Genomic DNA, 23,935 nt, shown 5'->3' on the forward strand with positions numbered 1-23,935 from the left:
AATATTATATAAGTCTATTAAAAAATTAGTAACAAAACACTTAATTTTCTGACTTTAAGTGGGATTAATTGGTGTAATTCCGGACGTGTAAAATTGTATTTTTCCTTTTGTTTAAAAAATACACAATTCTTCTCCAAAAACGAAAAAAAATAACAAATCATGATTGTTTTGCCTTATCTTTGCATGTTGTTACGAAAACGTTTTCTATTGCGTATTTTCGTATTATAATTAGATGTAAGCTAAAAACTATTATTTGAATAATTGATTTAAAAATGGAACAAAAAATAAATGAATTTATGGCTCTGGTGGAGTCAAAAAATCCAAACGAGCCAGAGTTTCTTCAAGCTGTCAGAGAATTTGCAGAAACGGTTATTCCGTTTATTGCTGAAAGAAAAAAATATGACGGGAAAAATTTACTTCTTAGAATAGCTGAACCGGAAAGATCTGTAATTTTTAGAGTTCCGTGGGTTGATGACAAAGGAGAAATCATCGTAAACAGAGGATTTAGAATCCAGATGAACTCAGCGATTGGACCTTATAAAGGTGGAATAAGATTTCATCACACAGTAAACCTATCAGTTTTAAAATTCTTGGCATTTGAGCAAGTATTTAAAAACAGTTTGACAACTCTTCCAATGGGAGGAGGAAAAGGAGGTTCTGATTTTGATCCAGAAGGAAAATCTGATGGTGAAATTATGCGTTTCTGCCAATCGTTTATGACAGAATTGTGTCGTCACATTGGTCCAGACCTTGACGTTCCTGCTGGAGATATTGGTGTTGGAGCAAGAGAAATTGGTTATTTGTTTGGTCAATATAAAAGAATCAGAAATGAATTTACCGGAGTTTTAACTGGAAAAGGTTTGGCTTACGGAGGTTCATTAATCAGACCAGAAGCTACAGGTTACGGAGTTGTATATTTTACAGATCAAATGCTTCGTACTATTGGTCACGAAATTAAAGGAAAAAGAGTTGCGATCTCAGGATTTGGAAACGTTGCTTGGGGAGTTGCTTTGAAGGTAAATGAATTAGGAGGAAAAGTGGTTACGCTTTCTGGTCCTGATGGTTATATTTATGATGAAGAAGGAATTTCTGGAGAAAAAATCGACCACATGCTTGAAATGAGAGCAACTGGTGATAACAGAGCAGAAAGATATTTAGAAAAATATCCAAATGCGGTATTCCATAAAGGAAAAAGCCCTTGGGAAGTAAAAGTTGATATTGCGATTCCTTGTGCTACTCAAAACGAATTGAACGGAGATGATGCTAAAAAACTAATCGACAACGGAGTTTTATGTGTAACTGAAGCGGCGAATATGCCATCTACTTTAGATGCAATTAAACTTTTCTTAGATAATAAAGTGCTTTTTGCACCTGGAAAAGCGGCTAACGCTGGTGGAGTTGCAGCTTCTGGATTAGAAATGACGCAAAACTCTATTCGTTTGAACTGGACAAGTGAAGAAGTGGATTTGAGATTAAAAGATATCATGGTTGGAATTCACAATCAATGTAAAAAATACGGTGCTGAAGAAGACGGTTATGTAAACTACGTAAAAGGAGCAAACATTGCCGGATTTGTTAAAGTTGCCGATGCTATGCTGGCTCAAGGTGTAGTGTAATTTTTAGTTATAGTTTTTTGAGATGCCTTTGATTGTTGCGAGACAATTGAAGGCATTTTTTTATTTGTATAAGAACAAAAAACAAATACTTTCGTTTGTAGTATATTTGTCAATCTGAATGCATAAAATAATGAAAAAAGGTTTTCTGTATATTTTGTTTTTGCTCCTGTTTCAATTTGCTTTTTCGCAGAATAAATTGTCATGGCAAGGTTATTTTTCGTTTAACGAAATAAAAGATATTTCAGAATCATCTTCTGCGGTTTATGCGGCTTCAGAAAATGCTTTGTTTGTTAAAAATACTACAGCAAATACTAGCAAAACCATTACAACTGTTGATGGACTTTCAGGACAGACGATTTCGGCAGTTTATTATAGTGAGGCTTTCAAAAAAACAATCGTTGGTTATGAAAACGGTCTTATGATTGTGATTAATGAGGCTGATGGAAGTATGCTGAAAGTTGTCGATATCATCAACAAACAATTAGCACCAAATATCAAAAAAATCAATCATTTTATGGAGCATAACGGATTGGTTTATGTTTCCTGTGATTTCGGAATTGTACAGTTCAATTTGGCAACATCTCAATTTGGCGATACGTATTTTATTGGTGACAATGGTGCAGAAATCAGTGTAAAGCAAACTGCATTTTTTAACGGATTTATTTATGCAGCAACTTCAAGCGGAATACGCCGCGCCGATATTACGAATCCTAACTTAAATGATTTTCAGCAGTGGTCTGTTGTCAATTCTGGCGATTGGTCAAGTATTGAAAGTATCGATACAGAATTGATTGCGATTAATTCTGCTGGTAATATTCACCGATTCAACTCAAGTAATTTTGTTGGTTTTTTTCAGCTTCCGCAGGCTTCGGTTGATATGAGGGCAAAAAATCATAATTTGTTTATTACGATTTCAAATGCGGTTTATGTCTATAATAATCAAATGACTTTGATTCGTCAAATCAGTAATTCGCAGGTTTTAGATAATACTTTGAATTTTACATGCGCAACTGCTGTAGGCGATGTGATTTTTATTGGAACAAAAGAAAAAGGTTTGTTTTCTTCATCACTTTCGAGCAACGGCACATTTGCGAATAATACGCCTGCCGGACCAGCGCGAAACAATATTTTTTCGATGGATGTTACGCCAAATGTTCTTTGGGCTGTATATGGAGATTATGATACCTATTATAATCCGTACGATTTAGATAGTTATGGAGTCAGCAAATTCAATACTTCTGGCTGGTTGAATATCCCTTATTCTTCTGTTTTAAATGCAAAGTCGATTACTAGAGTTATTGTTAATCCAAAAAATGAGAATCAAGTTTATGCAAGTTCTTTCTTTTCTGGATTGCTCCGAATAGAAAATGATGTGCCGAACTTTTTGTACAACGAAAAAAACAGTGGTTTAGAATCGATTACGACTGAAGGTCCAAGTTATATTGATGTCCGCATTAATGCGACGGCTTTTGATAAAAATGGGAATTTGTGGGTAACCAACAGCCGAATCAAAAACGGATTGAAAGTTTTGAAATCGAATAATCAATGGGGAAGTTATGCAATGACTTCGATTTTGGATGATGCCGAGGCGAGCAGTTATGCGAGTATTTTAGTGGATAGAAATAATGTAAAATGGATTGCAACAAATCGCGACGGTGTTGTTGGTTTTAATGAAGCGACAAACACATTCAAAAAAATGGCTTTTGGTGCCGATGCTGGAAATCTTCCAGTTGCTGATGTAAGAGCGCTGGCAATTGATACTAAAAATCAGCTTTGGATAGGAACAACAAAGGGGTTGCGCGTTTTGTCAAATGTTGGGAATTTTCAAAATGAGAGTCAGCTAAAAGCAAATCCAATTATAATTATGGAAGATAATGTGGCTCAAGAACTGCTCTATGAGCAATTTATAACCACAATTGCAGTTGACGGCGCAAATAATAAATGGATTGGTACCAGTGATTCTGGTGTTTTTATGGTTTCGCCAAACGGACAAGAAACGAAATACCATTTTACAATCAGCAATTCTCCTTTACCGAGCAACGCCATAAATGAAATTAAAATAAACAGCAGCACTGGCGAAGTTTTTATTGCTACTAATAAAGGATTGATTTCTTTTAAAGGGGTTAATACTGAAGCCAATGAGGATTTGAATAGTGTGTATGTGTATCCAAATCCAGTTCGCCCAACCTATAGCGGCACCGTAAAAGTGGCTGGATTATTAAATAAAGCCAATGTTAAAATAACAGACATTGAAGGGAATTTGGTTTATGAGACTACCTCAGAAGGAGGAACTATAGAGTGGGATACAACTGCTTTTGGAAAATATAAAGTTACTTCCGGAGTTTATATGATTTTTATTTCAGCTCAAGACGGTGGAGAAACAAAGGTTAAGAAATTGATGATTATTCGATAAGAAATTTATAAATAATTAATAACTAAATGCAAACCACAAATCTTTTTAATGCTTTTTAATTCTATAAATTTTGCGATTTTTTTACCATTAGTTTTTATATTGTATTGGTTTGTATTTAATAAATCACTTAAAGCTCAAAACATATTATTGCTTTTATCGAGTTACTTTTTTTACGCTTGCTGGGATTGGAGGTTTTTATTCCTGTTAATCTTTTCTACGATGTTAGATTTTTTTTCAGGAATAAAAATTGCTGAATCTAATAATCAAACCACTCGAAAATTTTGGTTTTGGCTTAGTATATCTATTAATCTTGGTTTTTTAGGTATTTTTAAGTATTATAATTTCTTTGTTGAATCTTTTGCTGAAGGCGTTTCTGAGTTTGGTTTTCATATAAATCCTTTGACATTAGATGTGTTATTGCCGGTTGGAATTTCATTTTATACTTTTCATGGCCTATCGTATGTAATTGATATTTATAAAGAAAGGATATCTGCAGAAAAAAACATTGTCGATTATTCTGTATTTGTAAGTTTTTTTCCTTTGCTTGTTGCAGGGCCTATCGAACGCGCTACACATCTTCTTCCTCAAATTCAGAAGAAAAGAGTTTTTGATTATGCTTTAGCCGCAGACGGATTGCGACAGATTTTATGGGGATTGTTTAAAAAAGTTGTGATAGCTGATCAATGTGCTCAATGTGCTAATGAGATTTTTGATAATTCTGTCCAATATTCAGGTAGTACACTTGTATTAGGTGCAATATTTTTTGCATTTCAGATCTATGGAGACTTTTCTGGTTACTCTGATATTGCCATAGGAACAGCACGCCTTTTTGGTATTGACTTATTAAGAAATTTTGCTTTTCCTTATTTTTCTAGAGATATTGCAGAATTCTGGAGAAGATGGCATATTTCTCTTTCAACTTGGTTTAGGGATTACTTGTATATCCCCTTAGGTGGAAGTAAAGGCGGAACTTGGATGAAAATCAGGAATACCGTTATCATTTTCTTAGTGAGTGGTTTTTGGCATGGAGCCAATTGGACCTTTATAGTATGGGGACTTCTACACGCAATGTATATTATGCCTTCAATTATTTTTAGAACAAATAGGAAAAATCTGAATATTGTGGCTCAAGGTAGATGCGTACCTAATTTGAAAGAAATTCTTCAAATGAGTTTGACATTTTGTTTAACCGTTTTTGCTTGGATATTTTTTCGAGCAGATAACCTGAAACATGCTTTGAATTATATTTCGGAGATTTTTTCGAGTTCGTTGTTTAGTTATCCTATATATCATGGTGATGATTTTAAAAAGATATTGTTTTTATTATTGTCATTTTTTGTTCTAATTGAATGGATAGGTAGAGAAAATCAATTTGCAATAGCTAAGTTTGGACTAAAATGGAAGCCTATTTTTAGATATTTATTTTATTATATGATTATCGTTGCTATTTTTTGTTTTAGTGGTAAAGAACAACAATTTATTTATTTTCAGTTTTAAAGTATGAAAAAATTTATTTTTAAATTGGTCTGTTATTTCATACTGCCTATTGCTGTTATTTCGTTTCCCCTTGATTTTGGAATTTCATATTTTCTGAAGAAATCAATTGAATATCCAGGTGAATTTGAAGTGATGAATGATATTTATAATTCAAAAGCAAATTGTGATATTGCCATTTATGGATCATCTAGAGCATGGGTTCATGTTGATCCGGAAATAGTTAAGGATTCATTGAATTTGTCTGTGTATAATTTTGGAAATGATGGGCATTCGTTTGATTTGCAATATTTACGCCATCTAGAATTTTTTAAATATAATAAGAAGCCAAAAACAATAATCCTGTCGGTTGATATGTTTTCTTTGAAAAAAGAAGTTGGTTTATATGCAGCTGATCAATATCTTCCCTATATGCTCTGGAACGAAAATGTTAGGAGCTATACAGATTCATATATTAGCTATGATGTTTGGGATTATTATATTCCATTAGTAAGGTATATTGGTAAGAGTAGTGTGTTAAGAGAGAGTTTGAAATATCTGAAGGATGGAACTTCAAAACAGCATTATAGGCATAATGGTTTTTTGGGCATGGATAAGCAATGGAATGCAGATTTTGATAAGCTTAAGAGTAAGCGAAAATCGTATAAGGCCCAAGTGAATAAAAACATTAGAGATCTTCTTGAAGTTTTTATTAAAGAATGTAAAGGGATGAAAATAAATTTAATTTTGTTATATACTCCTGAATTTATAGAAGGGCAACATTTTGTGTCGAATAGAAATGAAATAATTGGTATTTATAAAGAACTTTCTAAGCGTTATAATTTATGTTTTTATGATTTTTCCAATGATAATATGTGTTATGAAAAAACGTTATTTTATAACGTAAATCACCTAAATAGCAAAGGAGCAGAGATATTTACAAAGAAATTTGCAGGTATTTTAAAGTCGAATAGGGAGAAACTTCGATTATAGTTTTTATATAATATAATGCTACTTTTGGAAATTAGACGCTAGAAAAATGCAAGTAAAAACCAAAGCCATAGTAATCTCATCCTTAAAATTTCAGGAAAAAAGTTTGATTGTAAAATGTTTTACACTTTCAAACGGACTGAAATCGTACTTTGTGCGCGATGCTTTTTCGAGTCGGAAAACGAGCCAGAAAATTGCTTATTTTCAGCCGTTGTCAATTTTAGAAATCGAAGCTGTTCATAAGAATAAAGGCACGTTGGAAAATTTTAAAGAGTTGAAAACTGCTGTTCCTTTTCAAACTATTCATACTGATATTTTTAAAAGTACAATGGTGATGTTTTTGTCGGAAGTGCTTCATTATTCCATTCAAGAAGAAGAAAAAAACGAATCACTTTTTTTGTTTTTGGAAACGGCTTTGACTTGGCTGGATCATCACGATGAAATTTCGAATTTTCATTTGATTTTGCTTTTAGAAATCACAAAATATCTGGGTTTTTATCCAGATATTTCTGAAATCGATTTGCCTTTTTTTGATGTGAACGATGGCGTTTTTACTCATTTTCAAAATGGAAATGTACTCACCGAACATGAAACGAGCTTATTGAAAAAACTAATCGATTTAAAATTCGACAACGATCAGAAAGTTTTTCATGTTTTGGAAAGGCAAATGCTGCTTAAAATCTTGATTGATTATTACAGTTTTCATTTGGACGGATTCAAAAAACCTAAATCTTTGGAGATTTTAAAAGAAGTTTTCTCTTAAATCAACAAAAAAAGCAATATTTTTTGCGGAATCTACCTGAAATTGTCTCCAAGCGGTCTTTTTTCTCTCATCTTTTATCTATTTTCCTCAAAATTCCTTACTTTCGCACCTCGTTTAAGAAAAGGATAAAATGAGTACAAAATTTACTGAATACAAAGGACTTGACTTGCCAACAGTAGCGTCAGAAGTTCTTGATTTTTGGAAGAAAGAAAATATATTTGAAAAGAGTGTCACAACTCGCGAAGGTGCTGAGCCTTTCGTATTTTTTGAAGGTCCGCCTTCAGCAAACGGATTACCAGGAATTCACCACGTAATGGCGCGTGCGATTAAAGATATTTTTTGCAGATATAAAACTCAAAAAGGTTTTCAGGTTAAAAGAAAAGCCGGATGGGATACTCACGGTTTGCCTGTAGAATTGGGTACTGAGAAAGAATTAGGAATTACAAAAGAAGATATTGGCAAAACAATTTCGATCGAAGAATATAACGAAGCGTGTAAAAAGACCGTTATGCGTTATACCGACGTATGGAATGACTTGACCGAAAAAATGGGGTATTGGGTTGATATGGAAGATCCATATGTGACGTATAAACCAAAATACATGGAATCGGTTTGGTGGCTTTTGAAGCAAATCTATGATAAAGGTTTGTTGTACAAAGGATACACGATTCAGCCTTACTCTCCAAAAGCAGGGACAGGATTGTCTTCTCACGAAGTAAACCAGCCTGGAGCTTACAGAGACGTTACAGATACTACGATTGTTGCGCAATTCAAAACTTTGCCAGAAACACTTCCAAGCTTTTTAAAAGGTTTTGGAGATATCCACATTTTGGCTTGGACGACAACGCCTTGGACACTTCCATCAAATACGGCTTTGACAGTTGGGCCAAAAATCGATTATGTTTTAGTAAAAACGTTCAATCAATATACTTTTGAGCCAATCAATGTTGTTTTGGCTAAAAATCTAGTTGGAAAACAATTTGGAAAAGGATTTTTCTTAAGTGAAGACGATGCTGATTTTGATAATGTTAAAAACGGCGACAAAAAACTTCCATACAAAATCTTAACTGAAACAAAAGGAGCCGATTTAGTAGAAATTCGTTACGAGCAATTATTGCCATATGTATTACCATATCAAAATGCTGAAAATGCTTTTAGAGTAATTGCCGGAGATTTCGTTACGACGGAAGACGGAACGGGAGTTGTGCATACAGCGCCGACTTTTGGTGCAGATGATGCGAAAGTAGCGAAAGAAGCAAAACCGGAAGTTCCGCCAATGTTGGTTTTGGATGAAGAAGGAAATGCAGTTCCGTTAGTTGATTTGCAAGGAAAATTCACTTCACATTTAGGTGATTTGGCTGGCAAATACGTTAAAAATGAATATTACGATGCAGGACAGGCTCCAGAGAAATCTGTAGATGTTGAAATTGCTATTCGATTAAAAGAAGAAAATAAAGCTTTTAAAGTTGAAAAATACGTGCACAGTTACCCACACAGCTGGAGAACTGATGAGCCGTTATTATACTATCCACTAGATTCTTGGTTCATTAAAGTAACCGATGTAAAAGATAGAATGTTCGACCTGAACGAAACTATCAATTGGAAACCTAAATCTACTGGTGAAGGACGTTTTGGAAACTGGCTCAAAAATGCCAACGACTGGAACTTATCTCGTTCTAGATATTGGGGAATTCCATTGCCAATTTGGAGAACTGAAGACAAAAAAGAAGAAGTTCTTATTGGTTCTGTTGAAGAATTATATAATGCGATCGAAAAATCTATCGAAGCAGGTTTTCAAAAAGAGAATCCGTTTAAAGGTTTTGAAATCGGAAATATGTCTGAATCAAATTATGATTTAATTGATTTGCACAAAAATGTAGTGGATCAAATTACGTTAGTTTCACCTTCTGGGAAACTAATGAAGCGCGAAAGCGATTTGATTGACGTTTGGTTTGATTCTGGAGCAATGCCTTATGCACAATGGCATTATCCTTTTGAAAACAAAGATAAAATCGACGAGAATAAAGATTTCCCTGCGAATTTCATTGCAGAAGGAGTAGATCAAACTCGTGGATGGTTTTATACGTTGCACGCAATCGGAACTTTGGTTTTTGATAAAGTAGCGTATAAAAACGTAGTTTCAAACGGTTTGGTTTTGGATAAAAACGGACAAAAAATGTCGAAACGTTTAGGAAATGCGACAGATCCTTTTGAAACAATTGCAGAATATGGCCCAGATGCTACGCGCTGGTATATGATTTCGAATGCAAATCCTTGGGATAACTTAAAATTCGATATTGAAGGAATTGCTGAGGTTCGCCGTAAATTCTTCGGAACTTTATACAACACTTACTCTTTCTTTTCGTTATATGCTAACATCGATGGGTTTGAATACGCAGAAGCGGAAATTCCGTTAAACGAAAGACCAGAAATCGATCAATGGATTATTTCTGAACTTCATTCATTAATCAAATTTGTTGATGAATGTTATGAAGATTATGAGCCTACAAAAGCTACAAGAGCAATTTCTGACTTCGTTCAAGAGAACTTAAGTAACTGGTATGTTCGTTTATGCCGTCGCCGTTTCTGGAAAGGCGAATACGCTCATGATAAAATTGCAGCTTACCAAACGCTTTATACTTGCTTGTTAACTATTAGCAAATTAAGCGCTCCAGTCGCTCCTTTTTTCATGGATAAATTGTACCGAGATTTAACGAGTTCAACGCAAACCGAGCAATTTAGCAGTGTTCACTTGGCTGAGTTCCCAAAATTTGTCGAAAACTTTGTTAATAAAACGTTAGAGAGCAAAATGCAGAAGGCGCAAACAATCTCTTCTTTGGTTTTATCACTTCGTAAAAAGGAAATGATCAAAGTGCGTCAACCTTTGCAAAAGGTAATGATTCCGGTACTTGACGAGAATCAGAGAGCTGAAATTGAAGCGATTTCTGACCTTGTGAAAGCCGAAGTAAACGTGAAAGAAATTGAGCTTTTAGATGATGCATCTGGAATTTTAGTAAAACAAATTAAGCCTAATTTTAAAGCTCTTGGACCACGTTTTGGAAAAGATATGAGTCTGATTTCCAAAGAAATACAAGGTTTTTCTGCAGAGCAGATCAACCAGCTGGACAAGCAGGGAACGTTAGATATTGTTATTTCTGGAAATAATGTAACTTTATCATTAGAAGACGTCGAAATAACATCTCAGGATATTGAAGGATGGTTGGTTGCAAATTCAAACGGAATAACAGTTGCACTTGACATTACAATTTCTGAGGAATTAAAAAATGAAGGTATCGCGAGAGAATTGGTGAACAGAATTCAGAATATCCGTAAAGATTCTGGATTTGAAGTTACGGATAAGATTAAGGTACAAATTAAAAGAGACGGTGTTTTAGAAGATGCTGTTTCAAAAAATGAAGACTATATTAAGTCTGAGACACTAACAGATGATTTGGTTTTTGTTGACGCTTTAGAAAACGGCACAGAAATTGAGTTTGATGATATTAAAACAATGATATTAATTTCAAAATAATATAAAATGATAGATGAAATTACAAGATACTCTGACGCTGATTTAGCAGAGTTCAAAGAAATAATCCAAGCAAAAATTAAAAAAGCACAGGAAGATCTTGACTTGATTAAAAGTGCTTATATGAATGATTTGAATAACGGAACAGACGATACTTCTCCAACTTTTAAAGCTTTTGAAGAAGGAAGCGAAACTATGTCAAAAGAAGCTAACTCTCAGTTGGCTATCAGACAAGAAAAGTTTATTCGCGATTTGAAAAATGCGCTTTTCCGTGTTGAAAACAAAACATATGGTATTTGCAAAGTAACAGGTAAATTAATTAGCAAAGAAAGGCTTAAAATCGTTCCTCATGCAACAATGAGCATCGAAGCTAAAAATTTGCAACGATAATATTTGTTAAGTTATATAAAAAGAAACGCTCTTGTTTAAGGAGCGTTTTTTTATTGCGTATATTTTTTGCTAAAAGATTGTAGTCTAATTCAAATAGAATGAAAAATAACTTTTGAAGAGGAATTAGAAACAAATAATGGCATTTACTTTTGTAGCTAACGAATAAACGTTCTTTTAAAGACGTTTTTTTTGATTTAATTGTTATTTTTGCCCATCAAAATTTTATAAAATGTCATTACGAAAAGCGTATTTCCTTATATTTTTAGTTTTAATTGTCGATCAACTGTCAAAAATTTATGTAAAAACAAACTTTATGCTTGGTGATGAGTATCCTGTTTTTGAATGGTTTAAAATTCATTTTATTGAAAACGAAGGGATGGCTTGGGGAACAAAAATTCCGGGAGAATATGGGAAGCTTATTTTGACAGTTTTTAGAATTTTTGCTGTGTTCGGAATTGGTTGGTGGCTTTCAGATGCTATCAAGAAACGTCATTCTACTTATTTGATCGTGGCTATTGCTTTGATTTTTGCTGGAGCTGCGGGTAATATTATCGATTCAGTTTTTTACGGAGTTATTTTTGACGGCAGTGAACACAATATTGCAACACTTTTTTCACCTCGTCCATACGGAACTTGGTTTCATGGTTTAGTGGTCGATATGTTTTATTTCCCTATTTGGGAGGGAAATCTGCCAACATGGCTTCCAATTTTTGGAGGAAAACATTTTGCTTTTTTCAATGCAATTTTCAATGTTGCCGATATAGCAATTTCTACTGGTGTTGGTATTTTGTTGGTTTTCAATAAAAGAGCTTTTCCAAAACACGCATAAATTATCTTAAAATTCAAAAAATAAATTCCAAATTCCAATATTTGAAAGTGTTCATTGTGCGCAGATATTGGAATTTGGAATTTTTCATTATTGGGATTTAAATATTTATTGTGTTATTTTTACAGATCCAAAAAATCAAATTATGCAAAGTCCGTCTTTCTCAATTTATGATGCTTCTGCAGGCTCAGGAAAGACGTATACATTGGTTAAAGAATATCTAAAAATTATTCTTTCTTCTCCTAAAAATGATGCTTACCGAAATATTTTAGCCATAACTTTTACAAACAAAGCGGTTCACGAAATGAAGAGCCGTATTGTTGGTAGTCTTTCTGAATTTGCAAAAGAAGAACCTTCAGCAAAAGCAATAGCGTTAATGGAAGATTTGTCTCGGGAAACCGGACTTTCGATTATTAAAATCAAAACCAAATCTCAAAATATCATAAAGCATTTAATTCATAATTATGCGGCTTTTGATATTTCAACAATTGATAAATTTACTCATAAAGTAATCAGGGCTTTTGCGCATGATTTAAATCTGCCAATGACTTTTGAAGTTACGTTGGATACTGAAAATTTATTGATCGAAGCTGTCGATGCGATAATTGCACAAGCGGGGCAAGACGAAACGCTGACGAATTTGTTGATTGATTTTACGATGGAAAAAACCGATGATGATAAAAGTTGGGATGTTTCTCGTGAGATTTTAGAAACAGGACGATTGGTTCTGAATGAAAATAATCGAAATGAGATTCAGCATTTTCACGATAAATCAATTGAAGAATTTATTGAGATCAAGAAGAAGATGCTTAAGCTTTGTAAAGATTTGGAATTTGAAAATGAAACCTGGGCAAATGAAGCACTTTCGTTGATTGATAAAAACGGAATTGATTTGAAATCATTTTCACGTGGTACTTTTCCGAATCATTTAGAAAGTATTCGTGATGGAAAATTCAATCCTAAAAACAAAACTTTTCATGAATTTGATGATATTGCAATTAATAAAACGGCCAAAGACCGAGCTTTAATTGAAAATATTATTCCAGAACTGCTTCAAATTTTAGATAAGATTTATAAAAATTTTGAAAAAAGAGATTTTTATAAAGCCTTTTTAAAGAATATAACGCCGCTTTCTTTGTTGAATACGGTTAGTAATGAATTGGCGAAAATTCAATCGGAACAAAATATTCTTTCAATCTCAGAATTTAACGCAATTATTCACAGAGAAATACAAAATCAACCTGCGCCTTTTATATATGAGCGTTTAGGCGAGCGTTACCGTCATTTTTTTATTGATGAATTTCAGGACACTTCCGAGATGCAGTGGCAAAATCTTATTCCGTTGATTGATAATTCACTTTCAGGTTTGGATGATTTTGGCAATAAAGGAACTTTGATGATTGTTGGTGATCCGAAGCAATCTATTTATCGCTGGCGCGGAGGAAAAGCAGAGCAATTTATTGAATTAAGTAAAGAAGATGTTCCTTTTTTTCATCATGAAAAAAATGTAGAACATTTAGATACCAATTATAGAAGTTATAGTGAAGTTATTGATTTTAATAATTCTTTTTTCAAACTGATTTCTTCGGAGTTTTCCAATGAAGATTACAAAGATCTATACGAAAATCACAGCTTCCAAAACTCAAATTCGAAAAAAGGAGGTTATGTAAATATTTCATTTCTTCCAATTATTGAAAAAACTGATTTTGCTGATGAAGAAGAAGTTGTAGAAAAGTCTGACTTGTATGTTTTGGCGACTTTGAACACTATTTTAAAAGTGCTGAAAGATGGTTTCCAGTATAAGGATATTGTAATTCTAACTCGAAAAAGAGATCAAGGAATTGCGATTGCAAATTATTTGACCGAGCAGAATATTCCGCTTTTATCTTCAGAAACTTTGATGATACAAAATGCGACAGAAGTTCGTTTGATAATTCATCTTTTAAAATATTTGAATAATAGCGCCGATTTAGAATCGAAAGCGAATTTTCTTCATTTTTTAGCTGAAAACATAAATTCAGAATTGCCAATTCATGATTTTATTGCCGCAGGAATGTCAAAAAAAATAGAAGCCGATTTTGAAAAATGGCTTTTGACTTTTGATGTTTCACTATCTTTTGAGGATGTTCGTAAAAAATCACTCTATGAAGCGGTAGAAATTATTATAGCCAAATTTATTTTACCCTCTGAGGGGAATGCTTATGTTCAGTTTTTCTTGGATATTGTTCTTGAAAGAGATGTTAGGAATCAAGCTGGGATAGCTGACTTTTTGAATTATTGGGATAAAAATGCAGAGAAGTTCAGCATTCCATCGCCGGAAGGAAATAATGCCGTTCGCGTTATGACGATTCATAAGTCAAAAGGTTTGGAATTTCCTGTTGTAATTATGCCTTTTGCAGAAGAAGATTATAATCGAAAACCGAAAGATAAGTTGTGGCTGGATACAACAGATTCAGATTTGGATATTCCAAAAGCATTAATTGATAACAGTAGTGCTGTTGAAGGTTTTGGTGAAAATGCTTCAGCGGTTTTTAATTTGAAAAAACAAGAAGAATTGCTTGATAATATTAATGTTTTGTATGTGGCTTTAACCCGCGCAGAGGAACAATTGTATGTTATTTCTCAATCTTTAAAAGAAAGAAAAGACGGAGAACTTCCTAATAATATGGCGTCTTTTTTTATTAAATATTTGATTCATCAAGGAATTTATGATTCGGAAAAATTAGAATATGAATTTGGAAACCGAGTAAAATTGTCTCCGACTTATGAAATCGTGGATTCGGTAAAAGAAATTCCGGTTGTAAAAGAAGTTCTGAGTGCTAAAAATATAAAAATAGCACAACGAGAAGCGTTGATGTGGGGAACGCATCAGCAAGAGGCAATTTCTTATGGAAATGTTGTTCATGAAATTTTGGCTTTTATAAAAGATAAATCTGATGTTGATTTGGCGGTTACAAAAGCAATTGAAGATGGTTTGATTAAGTTTGATCAAGCAGATCAGGTCTTGAAATCATTGCAAGAAATAGTAAATCATCCCGAAATAAGTATTTGTTTTGAAGGGAAAAATAAGATTTTGAATGAACAGACAATTGTTCAAAAAGAAGGAAGAATTTTGAAACCCGACAGAATTGTGCTGACTGACGATAAAAATGCTTATTTATTGGATTATAAGACAGGAGCGATAAATCCGAAATATAAGCAGCAAATTCAGGAATATCAAGATGCTATCGAAGATTTAGGATACAAAGTGTTAAAAAAAGCTTTGGTGTATATAGGAACCGAAATCGATGTAGTAAATTTGTGAAAAAATTAATCAGATGTTAAGGAAAAACAGGCTTGTTTTATTGGTAAGCTGTTAATTTTTAACGTTTTAAATATAAGGAAATGTACGGTAAAATTAAAGAACACCTGCAAAACGAATTGCAGACTATTGAAGAAAACGGAATTTTTAAGAAAGAGCGTATCATAACTTCGGCGCAAGGGGCTGAAATTACAATTTCAACAGGAGAGACTGTTTTAAATTTTTGTGCAAACAATTATTTAGGACTATCGTCGCATCAAGAAGTCGTGCAAGCGGCGAAAGATGCTATGGATACTCATGGTTTCGGAATGTCGTCTGTTCGTTTTATTTGCGGAACACAGGATATTCATAAAACTCTTGAAAAAAAGATCGCTGATTTTTACGGTACAGAAGATACCATATTATATGCGGCTGCATTTGATGCTAATGGCGGTGTTTTTGAGCCTTTGTTGGGTGAAAATGATGCGATTATTTCAGATAGTTTGAATCATGCTTCTATTATTGATGGAGTTCGTTTGTGTAAAGCAGCGCGTTATCGTTATGAAAATAGCAATATGGAAGATTTGGAACAGCAATTAATAAAAGCCAATGAAGCTGGAGCTCGTTTCAAATTAATTGTAACCGATGGTGTTTTTTCTATGGATGGTTTAGTTGCTCCATTAGATAAAATTTGTGATTTAGCTGATAAATATGATGCAATGGTAATGGTTGATGAATGTCACGCTGCAGGATTTATTGGCGCAACCGGAAAAGGAACTTTGGAAGCAAAGGGCGTTATGGGACGTGTTGATATAATAACAGGTACTTTAGGTAAGGCTTTAGGAGGTGCGATGGGTGGTTACACGACAGCAAAAAAAGAAATTATTGAGATTCTACGTCAGCGTTCAAGACCTTATTTGTTTTCGAATTCATTAGCTCCTGCTATAGTTGGTGCTTCGATCAAGGTTTTTGAATTGTTGGAAAAGGATACTTCGCTAAGAGATAGGCTAGAATGGAATACCAATTATTTCAAAGAAGGAATGAAAAAAGCCGGCTTTGACATCATTGATGGAGATTCTGCGATAGTTCCTGTTATGTTATATGATGCAAAATTATCACAAACTATGGCAAATGAATTATTAAAAGTAGGTATTTACGTTATTGGCTTCTTTTTTCCAGTAGTTCCAAAAGATAAGGCAAGAATACGTGTTCAGCTTTCTGCGGCTCACACTAAAGAACACTTAGACAAGGCTATAGCTGCCTTCACATTAACAGGTAAAATGTTAAAAGTTATATAATTACCACATTCTGTGAATTTTTGTAGGTTTTTTTTAACATTTCATTTTGTATTTAAAAAATTTGGTGTTACTTTTGTCTGTAATTAACTAAATTGTAATTAAAAAAATTAAGTATGAAACATCTTAACAAACTTTTAGTTGCTGTGATGATGGTGATGGGTTTAAGTTCTCACGCACAAGACAGTAACAATCCATGGGCTATCTCATTTGGAGTTAATGCCGTTGATACTAGAACAAGTTCTGGATCAGGACATGGTTTCTTTGATCAACACTTTTCACAGCCATTTGCTGTAAAAGACAACTGGAACATCCTTCCTTCTTTATCTTACATTGGTGTAAACAGATATGTAGGACATGGTTTCTCTGTTGGTTTACAAGGTTCTGTGAACAAAATTGATAAATTAGTTACGTTTGCTCCAAATGCTACAGGGCATGATGGAAGAGGAAACGTTGTGACTAATCCTGGTGATTTGATGTACTACGGGATTGATGCTACTATCAAATACAGCTTCCAAGAATTAATCAAATCTAAAGTGATTGATCCTTCGTTATCTGTTGGTGGAGGTTATACTTTCTTAGGAGATAACAGTTTTGGAACTGTTAATCCAGGTGCTGGAGTTACTTTCTGGTTTACAGATGCTATTGGTTTAGAATTAGCGACAAAGTACAAATGGGCTGTTGCTGCTAACGATGATAAGCCTCTTGATAGATCAGTTTTCCAACACACTGCAGGTCTTATCTTCAAATTCGGAGGTAAAGATACTGACGGAGACGGAATCTACGATAAAGATGATGCTTGTCCAGATGTTGCTGGTTTGAAACAATTCAATGGATGTCCTGATACTGACGGAGACGGAATCGTTGATGCTTCTGATGCTTGTCCAGATGTATTTGGTTTAGCTGCATTAAACGGATGTCCTGATACTGACGGTGACGGAATCGCTGATAAAGATGATGCTTGTCCAGATGTTGCTGGTTTAGCTGCTTTAAAAGGTTGTCCTGATACTGACGGTGACGGAATCGCTGATAAAGACGATAAATGTCCTACAGTTGCTGGTCCAAAAGAAAACGGTGGTTGTCCTTTCTTAGACGCTGATAAAGATGGTGTTGCTGATAAAGATGACGATTGTCCTACAGTTTACGGTCCTGCTAGTAACAGAGGTTGTCCAGAAGTAACTTCTGAGGCTTTAGAAGATCTTAAAGTTCAAGCTAGAGCGGTTTACTTTAACTCAGGTAAAGCTACTTTCAAAACTGGTGATAAAGAAACTCCAGCTAGATTAGATGCTATTAAAGAAATCCTTAAAAATTATCCAAACGCGAAATTCTCTATTGAAGGACACACAGATAGTACAGGTTCTGCTAAAGTTAACCAAAAACTTTCTGAAGATAGAGCAAAAGCTGTGTTGGATGCTTTAGTTGCTAGAGGTGTTAACCCAGAAAACTTAGAGTCTAAAGGATTTGGATCTTCTCAACCAGTTGCAAGTAACAAAACTGCTGCAGGTAAAGCTCAAAACAGAAGAACTGAAATTAGACACATTGGTTCTAAATACCAAGGTAAACTATAATTTACTTTGTAAATAATACTGAAAAGCCATTCTTAATTGAATGGCTTTTTTTATTTTTATAAAATGATAAATGATTCTTTTTTAGATAAAATTGCTGCAGAAGTTATTCAAAAATATGGAGCAAAACTTGCTGAAACGACTATTATTCTCCCTAATAAAAGAGCGAAAGTATTTTTAATTGAAGCTTTAAAAAAAGCAACTGAAAAGACAATTCTTTCTCCAGAAATAATTAGTATTGAAGACTTTGTACAAGATGTAGCTTCAATTCGTTCTGTTGATTCAATTGAGCTTTTATTTGAATTTTATGAAGTTTATTTGTCAATTACAGAGAAACAGCATCAACAATCATTTGAATTATTTGCTAATTGGGCAAAAACACTTCTACAGGATTTTAATGAAATTGACCGTTATCTTCTAGATCCACAGCATGTTCTTTCTTATTTAAAGGATATTGAGGATATTAAAAAATGGGGTATCGAAGTCGAGAATAAAACCAAACTTTTAGAGAAGTACATTGATTTTTGGAAACTTTTGCCGTTGTATTATGATTCATTATACAATCATTTGTTGAATAAGGGAATTGGGTATCAAGGTTTGATTTACCGTGAAGCTATAAATAATCTTAATCATTTTTCAAATACGGTTTCAAAGCGATCTTTCATTTTTGCGGGATTTAATGCTTTAAACGCTGCTGAGGAGAAAATAGTACAACATTTGTTGGCTTTGGATCAAGCCAAAATCTATTGGGATGCTGATCAGACTTTTTTAAATGATCCTTATCATGACGCTGGCCTTTTTGTTAGACGATTTAAAGAAAGCTGGAAACATTATAAATCACATCCATTTGAATGGATTGTTGATGATTTTTCGCAATCAAAAAATATTCAAGTTATTGGCTCCCCTAAAACTATTGGCCAAGCAAAATTAGCTGGAAGTATTATCGAAAAAATAATTGCTGAAAACCCGACAGGAGCATTAGATAAAGTTGCGGTTGTTTTGGGTGAAGAAAACCTGCTTATTCCTGTTTTGTATTCGTTGCCTTCTTCTGTTGGTGCTTTGAATATTACCATGGGATATTCTGGAAAAAATAATCCTTCACAAATATTAGTTGCCAAATTGTTTAAAATGCATACAAATGCGCTTTCTCGAAAGGGCGAAAGTTATGTGTTTTATTATAAAGATGTTTTAGATATATTAACACATCCTCTGGTTGCTCCTTACGCAAATGCTGGCAATCTGGTCAAAATAATCAAAGAGAACAATTACACTTTTATTTCGCATAGCAGAATTATTGAACTAAATGCCAATACTTCGCAGTTATTTGATTTATTGTTCAAAAAATGGGATAATAATTCATTAGCTGTTCTTGAAATTATTTCTTCGCTTTTGCTTTTAATCAAAGAGAATTTTGACAAAGATAATGAAGAAGAAAAAATTGCAAAATCCTTTGTTTATGCCGTTTTTAAAGTAATAAATAAGTTAATTAATTATTACAGCAACCATCATCATATTGATAATATTGATACACTTCACGCAATTTATAAGCAAATTATTGATGTTGCTGAAGTTTCATTTGAAGGCGAACCATTGCGTGGACTTCAAATAATGGGTGTTTTGGAAAGCCGTGTTCTGGATTTTGAAACTGTCATAATAACTTCAATGAATGAAGGGAAATTTCCGGCCGGAAAATCTCAGAATTCATTTATTCCCTATGACGTAAAACGAGAATTAGGATTGCCTACTTTCAAAGAAAAGGACGCGATTTATACCTATCATTTTTATCATTTGCTGCAACGCGCAAAAAATATTTATCTAATTTATAATACTGAAAATGATGGATTGGATGCTGGCGAACGCAGCCGATTTATTACACAATTAGAAGTTGAAAAAAAACCGAAGCATAATTTGACTTTTGATATTTATAACCCAGTTTTGCCTGCGACTGCCAATCAGCCAATGATTATTCCAAAATCAGAGGCTGTTATGGAGCGTTTGAAAGAAATTGCTCAAACTGGTTTTTCTCCTTCGGCATTGACGAGTTATATTCGAAATCCAATCGATTTTTATTTTCAGAAAATACTTCGAATTCGTGAGGTTGAAGAAGTTGAAGAGAATATTGCGTTAAATACGCTTGGAACGATTATACACGAAACTTTAAAAGGACTTTACGAGCCATTTATTGGCAAATTTATTTCAGAGGATGATATCCAAAATTGTTTTAGACTTCTTGACGAAGAAGTTTTGAAACAATTTAAAGTGGTTTACAAAGAGGGGGAAATTAAAAAAGGCCGAAATCTTTTGGCTTTTGAAGTGGCTAAGCGAAATGTTTTTAATTTCCTGAAAATGGAATTGGAAGCAATTAAAAACGGCGACGCAGTTAAAATAATAGCTTTAGAACAAACTTATGAGCGTGAGTTGATAAATTCAAGTTTGCCATTTCCTGTTTTGATAAAAGGAAATGTCGATCGTATTGAACAGCGAAACGGAAGAATTAGAATTATTGATTATAAGACTGGAAAAGTTGAAAAAGCGAGTGTTGTACTCAAAACTTGGAATGGATTGACGCGAGAGCTTAAAAACGATAAAATTATTCAGGTTCTGGCTTATGCGTTTATGTTTGAGAAAGAAGCTGGGACGATGCCAATTGAAGTGGGGATTATTTCGTTTAAGAATTTAAAATCGGGATTCTTGCCTTTTGCTTTTAAAGAAGAAAAAGAATTAGATATGGTCGTTTCTACACAAATCCTTGATTCTTATTTGCAGGAAATTGTTTTGCTTTTAAATGAAATTTTTGATGTTGCCATTCCTTTTGAGGAAAAAACAAATTAAAAACGTTCAGTATTTTTTAAAATTGTGCAATTCGCAAACAGTTCAAACTTGAATTATTTCGAAAATGAAAAAAGTACTTTTAAGTTTTCGTTTGTTTTTTATTTGGTATTGTCTTACAATCAAATTCTGAGCTAATGATTGAAATTAATGACGAATTACAAAAAGCAAGCTTAAACAAAAAATGAAATATTATCACGAGCTACAACGATCAGAATGTAAAAAAAATCACAAATTGACTCGGTTTGATGGAAATTGAAAAGAGAATTCATAGAAAAGAATTATTAAATAAATTCTATTTTCGGATACGAACATTTTGATGAGATTTTTTCATGAAATTCACTTGTTTTGAGTTTAGTAAGTGATTTTATTAGTTATTGCTCATTTTAAAAGTTTAAATTTTTAAACGAATATATTTTTTATTTTAATTTAAAAACAAACTTCTTTAGGCGAAAATATTTTTAGATTTCTTTAGAAAATGAGATAAAACAACTTCTGTTTGTTGGAATTTCAGAAAAATACTGCATTTATAAATGGTTTTTCTGTAAGCAAAAGTTACATTTTTAAATAAATCTCTTTTTTCTGTTGTTTTTTTTTGAGCATCTTCTTTTAAAAAAAGCGAATATGTGCGTGATAAATAAAAGTGATTCAAATGGTTATGTTTGTCGCTTTTTTTAACAAGTGTTTATGGAACAATTATGTTAATTAAAATATCTTTGACGCTTCTTAAAAGAATAAATAAATCCATAAGATCTAGACCAATTTGTGAAAAGGAAAACTGAATCTGTAATGTGTCTGGAGATGTGGATGGTGGAAATATTAATAAGCAAATTTTAGATTAACAAGAGTGATTTTGTCTAAACTTAAGAAAGACAATGTTGCCAAATTATAATTTTTTGCCCCCACAAAAGGAAGAAAAGGCTGTTTTCGATGTTTATTCGAAACGGCCTTTTCTGATTTTAAAGTATTTTGTGCTAATTGAAAAAATCGGTTAAAACGGTTATCAATTCGTCTTTGTTTTCAATATGACTCATATGTCCATCATAGAAAGAAATCAATTCTACGGTTGTGTCTTCAATTTGAGAAAGACTGTCTTCATAGTTCAAAACAGGATCCTTTTTTCCAAGAATTAATAAAACAGGAAAACGATTCTCACGTAAAAGCCATTCCCTGTCTTTTCTGATCTTCATTCCTTCTAGAGAAGCGATAATTCCTTGTAGCGGGGTTTTCAATGCCTGTTCTTTTACTTTTTCGATTTCATCGGCCAATCGAATTCTATTATTTTCGCTGAATAAGTTTGCGATTGCCAAACTCACAAAGTTCACATAATTTTGTTTTACTGCTTTTATAGCACGCGTTCTGTTTAATTTTTTTTCGGCACTATCTTCTTTAGAAGTGGAATTCAGTAAAACTAATTTTTGGATTTTCTGTGGATATAATTCGGCGAAAGCCAAACCAACATATCCACCCATTGAATGACCTAAAAATATTGCTTTCTCAATTTTTAGATTTTCTAAAACTTCATTGACTGCATTCGCATTTTCTTCCATTTCATGAACGTATCCTAAACAGTCCGATTCTCCATGACCTAATAAATCGATGGCAATTACGCGATATTTTTGGGAGAAAAATGCAACGTAATCTTTCCACATTTTTTTGTTTTCCAAAAAGCCATGAAGTAAAACAATTGCATTTCCAGTTCCTGAATCTGAGTATGATATCTTTGTGTTCTTGTATAAAAGCGTTTTCAAAATGAAAGATTTTTGTTTTGAACTGCAAAGTTAACAAAGCAGAAATAAAATGTCGCGATGTCTTGATTTAATTGGGAAATCTTTAAAACTGCTATAAATTTATTTATAACATGACATCTATGGAATAAAAAAAATGGCTTTCAAGACTGAAGGCCATTGTAAATTAAAATCTATTATCACCATCCAGGAGATTTCCTAATCCGCCAAGGAGACTCCCTTCTTCACGACTATTTCCGCCAGATCTTGGTGCCGAAGCAATGATGCGGTCAGCCAGTCTAGAGAATGGAAGCGACTGAATGTAAACAGTTCCCGGACCTTTTAATGTGGCATAAAATAATCCTTCGCCACCAAAAATAGAATTCTTGACGCCGCCAATAAATTCAATGTCATAATCTACATCTTTGGTAAAACCAATAATGCATCCCGTGTCTACTTTTAGAATTTCGCCGTGACCCAAAACTTTTTTAGCCATTGTCCCGCCAGAATGTACAAATGCCATTCCGTCTCCTTCAATTTTCTGCATGATAAAACCTTCCCCGCCAAACAGGCCGCGTCCTAATTTCTGAGAGAATTCTATTCCGACAGAAACGCCTTTGGCCGCACATAAAAACGAACTTTTCTGGCAGATAAATTTGCCTTGAAACTCTGTTAAATCGATTGGAAGAATTTTTCCGGGATAGGGTGACGCAAATGAAACCTTGCTTTTAGTATTTCCCTGGTTTAAAAATGCTGTCATAAACAAACTTTCGCCGGTAAGAACTCTTTTACCTGCATTTAAAAGTTTGCCAAACAAACCTGATCCTTGTTGCTGGGAACCATCACCAAATATCGTTTCCATCTGGATGTTGTTTTCCATCATCATAAAACTGCCGGCTTCGGCAATTACAATTTCCTGTGGATCCAGTTCTATTTCAACGTATTGCATTTCTTCACCAAAAATCTGATAATCTATTTCGTGCGCTTGCATAATTTCTGAATTTTTTTGTTTTTAAAATAATCCATTAAGTAATTAAAAAAGATCTTTAACACATAGAAACATAGGATTAGGTATCAAATAAAAGAGAGTAAAAGAAACTAGTTTCAACACATAGATAAACTATGTGCATTTAAATTAGTGAAACGCCTTTTTTAAAATCTTCCAAATACTTTGTTTCTATGTGTTAAGATAATTACACTAACGGTTTAAAATTAGACTCATCTTACTCTAAAATGTTA

14 protein-coding genes are annotated in these 23,935 nt (G+C 33.4%); 12 read left to right on the forward strand and 2 right to left on the reverse strand.

Features of this window, described 5'->3' with window-relative positions:
• The first annotated feature begins 272 nt into the window (after positions 1-272).
• From gdhA to FND99_RS05490, 12 genes are all read left to right on the forward strand, one after another.
• On the forward strand, positions 273-1,616 hold the full coding sequence (gene gdhA / locus FND99_RS05435; RefSeq protein ID WP_144336965.1) for an NADP-specific glutamate dehydrogenase: 1,344 nt from the start codon (positions 273-275) through the stop codon (positions 1,614-1,616).
• A gap of 130 nt (positions 1,617-1,746) precedes the next feature.
• A complete protein-coding gene (porZ, locus tag FND99_RS05440) occupies positions 1,747-4,029 on the forward strand; it encodes a type IX secretion system anionic LPS delivery protein PorZ (protein ID WP_144336966.1) in 2,283 nt (760 codons plus the stop codon).
• A gap of 48 nt (positions 4,030-4,077) precedes the next feature.
• On the forward strand, positions 4,078-5,526 hold the full coding sequence (locus tag FND99_RS05445; RefSeq protein ID WP_144336967.1) for an MBOAT family O-acyltransferase: 1,449 nt from the start codon (positions 4,078-4,080) through the stop codon (positions 5,524-5,526).
• Between the two features lie 3 nt (positions 5,527-5,529).
• Positions 5,530-6,495, forward strand: coding sequence for a hypothetical protein (locus FND99_RS05450; RefSeq protein WP_144336968.1), 966 nt, complete (start codon positions 5,530-5,532; stop codon positions 6,493-6,495).
• Positions 6,496-6,541: 46 nt separating this feature from the next.
• Positions 6,542-7,255 carry a DNA repair protein RecO gene (gene recO / locus FND99_RS05455; protein ID WP_144336969.1) on the forward strand — a complete coding sequence of 238 codons (714 nt, stop codon included), beginning with the start codon at positions 6,542-6,544 and terminating at the stop codon, positions 7,253-7,255.
• 130 nt (positions 7,256-7,385) lie between these two features.
• Positions 7,386-10,787 carry an isoleucine--tRNA ligase gene (gene ileS, locus FND99_RS05460; protein ID WP_144336970.1) on the forward strand — a complete coding sequence of 1,134 codons (3,402 nt, stop codon included), beginning with the start codon at positions 7,386-7,388 and terminating at the stop codon, positions 10,785-10,787.
• 6 nt (positions 10,788-10,793) lie between these two features.
• Complete coding sequence (locus tag FND99_RS05465) at positions 10,794-11,174, forward strand: TraR/DksA family transcriptional regulator (protein WP_012022792.1); 381 nt, start codon at positions 10,794-10,796, stop codon at positions 11,172-11,174.
• A 229-nt stretch (positions 11,175-11,403) separates the two neighbouring features.
• Positions 11,404-12,003: a lipoprotein signal peptidase gene (locus FND99_RS05470; protein WP_144336971.1), complete on the forward strand. Its 600-nt coding sequence runs from the start codon at positions 11,404-11,406 to the stop codon at positions 12,001-12,003.
• 142 nt (positions 12,004-12,145) lie between these two features.
• On the forward strand, positions 12,146-15,304 hold the full coding sequence (locus FND99_RS05475) for a UvrD-helicase domain-containing protein (RefSeq protein WP_144336972.1): 3,159 nt from the start codon (positions 12,146-12,148) through the stop codon (positions 15,302-15,304).
• 80 nt (positions 15,305-15,384) lie between these two features.
• Entirely contained in the window at positions 15,385-16,578 is a 1,194-nt protein-coding gene (gene kbl, locus FND99_RS05480) for a glycine C-acetyltransferase (protein ID WP_144336973.1), read from the forward strand.
• A gap of 113 nt (positions 16,579-16,691) precedes the next feature.
• A complete protein-coding gene (locus FND99_RS05485) occupies positions 16,692-18,143 on the forward strand; it encodes an OmpA family protein (RefSeq protein WP_144336974.1) in 1,452 nt (483 codons plus the stop codon).
• A 63-nt stretch (positions 18,144-18,206) separates the two neighbouring features.
• Positions 18,207-20,972 (forward strand): PD-(D/E)XK nuclease family protein, encoded by a 2,766-nt coding sequence (locus FND99_RS05490; protein ID WP_144336975.1) that lies wholly within the window; start codon positions 18,207-18,209, stop codon positions 20,970-20,972.
• 971 nt (positions 20,973-21,943) lie between these two features.
• Here FND99_RS05490 and FND99_RS05495 read toward each other — a convergent pair.
• Positions 21,944-22,720, reverse strand: a complete 777-nt coding sequence (locus tag FND99_RS05495; RefSeq protein WP_144336976.1) for an alpha/beta fold hydrolase — start codon at positions 22,718-22,720, stop codon at positions 21,944-21,946.
• Between the two features lie 163 nt (positions 22,721-22,883).
• Positions 22,884-23,687 (reverse strand): TIGR00266 family protein, encoded by an 804-nt coding sequence (locus tag FND99_RS05500; protein WP_144336977.1) that lies wholly within the window; start codon positions 23,685-23,687, stop codon positions 22,884-22,886.
• Positions 23,688-23,935 lie beyond the last annotated feature (248 nt).

Origin of the sequence: Flavobacterium daemonense, from assembly GCF_007341385.1 — a bacterium.
GTDB classification, from domain to species: Bacteria; Bacteroidota; Bacteroidia; order Flavobacteriales; family Flavobacteriaceae; genus Flavobacterium; species Flavobacterium daemonense.

Bases quoted from the DNA above. Each gene is read 5' to 3' on its own strand.
- gdhA (WP_144336965.1), top strand. From the start codon at position 273: ATGGAACAAAAAATAAATGAATTTATGGCTCTGGTGGAGTCAAAAAAT.
- porZ (WP_144336966.1), top strand. From the start codon at position 1,747: ATGAAAAAAGGTTTTCTGTATATTTTGTTTTTGCTCCTGTTTCAATTT.
- FND99_RS05445 (WP_144336967.1), top strand. From the start codon at position 4,078: ATGCTTTTTAATTCTATAAATTTTGCGATTTTTTTACCATTAGTTTTT.
- FND99_RS05450 (WP_144336968.1), top strand. From the start codon at position 5,530: ATGAAAAAATTTATTTTTAAATTGGTCTGTTATTTCATACTGCCTATT.
- recO (WP_144336969.1), top strand. From the start codon at position 6,542: ATGCAAGTAAAAACCAAAGCCATAGTAATCTCATCCTTAAAATTTCAG.
- ileS (WP_144336970.1), top strand. From the start codon at position 7,386: ATGAGTACAAAATTTACTGAATACAAAGGACTTGACTTGCCAACAGTA.
- FND99_RS05465 (WP_012022792.1), top strand. From the start codon at position 10,794: ATGATAGATGAAATTACAAGATACTCTGACGCTGATTTAGCAGAGTTC.
- FND99_RS05470 (WP_144336971.1), top strand. From the start codon at position 11,404: ATGTCATTACGAAAAGCGTATTTCCTTATATTTTTAGTTTTAATTGTC.
- FND99_RS05475 (WP_144336972.1), top strand. From the start codon at position 12,146: ATGCAAAGTCCGTCTTTCTCAATTTATGATGCTTCTGCAGGCTCAGGA.
- kbl (WP_144336973.1), top strand. From the start codon at position 15,385: ATGTACGGTAAAATTAAAGAACACCTGCAAAACGAATTGCAGACTATT.
- FND99_RS05485 (WP_144336974.1), top strand. From the start codon at position 16,692: ATGAAACATCTTAACAAACTTTTAGTTGCTGTGATGATGGTGATGGGT.
- FND99_RS05490 (WP_144336975.1), top strand. From the start codon at position 18,207: ATGATAAATGATTCTTTTTTAGATAAAATTGCTGCAGAAGTTATTCAA.
- FND99_RS05500 (WP_144336977.1), bottom strand. From the start codon at position 23,687: ATGCAAGCGCACGAAATAGATTATCAGATTTTTGGTGAAGAAATGCAA.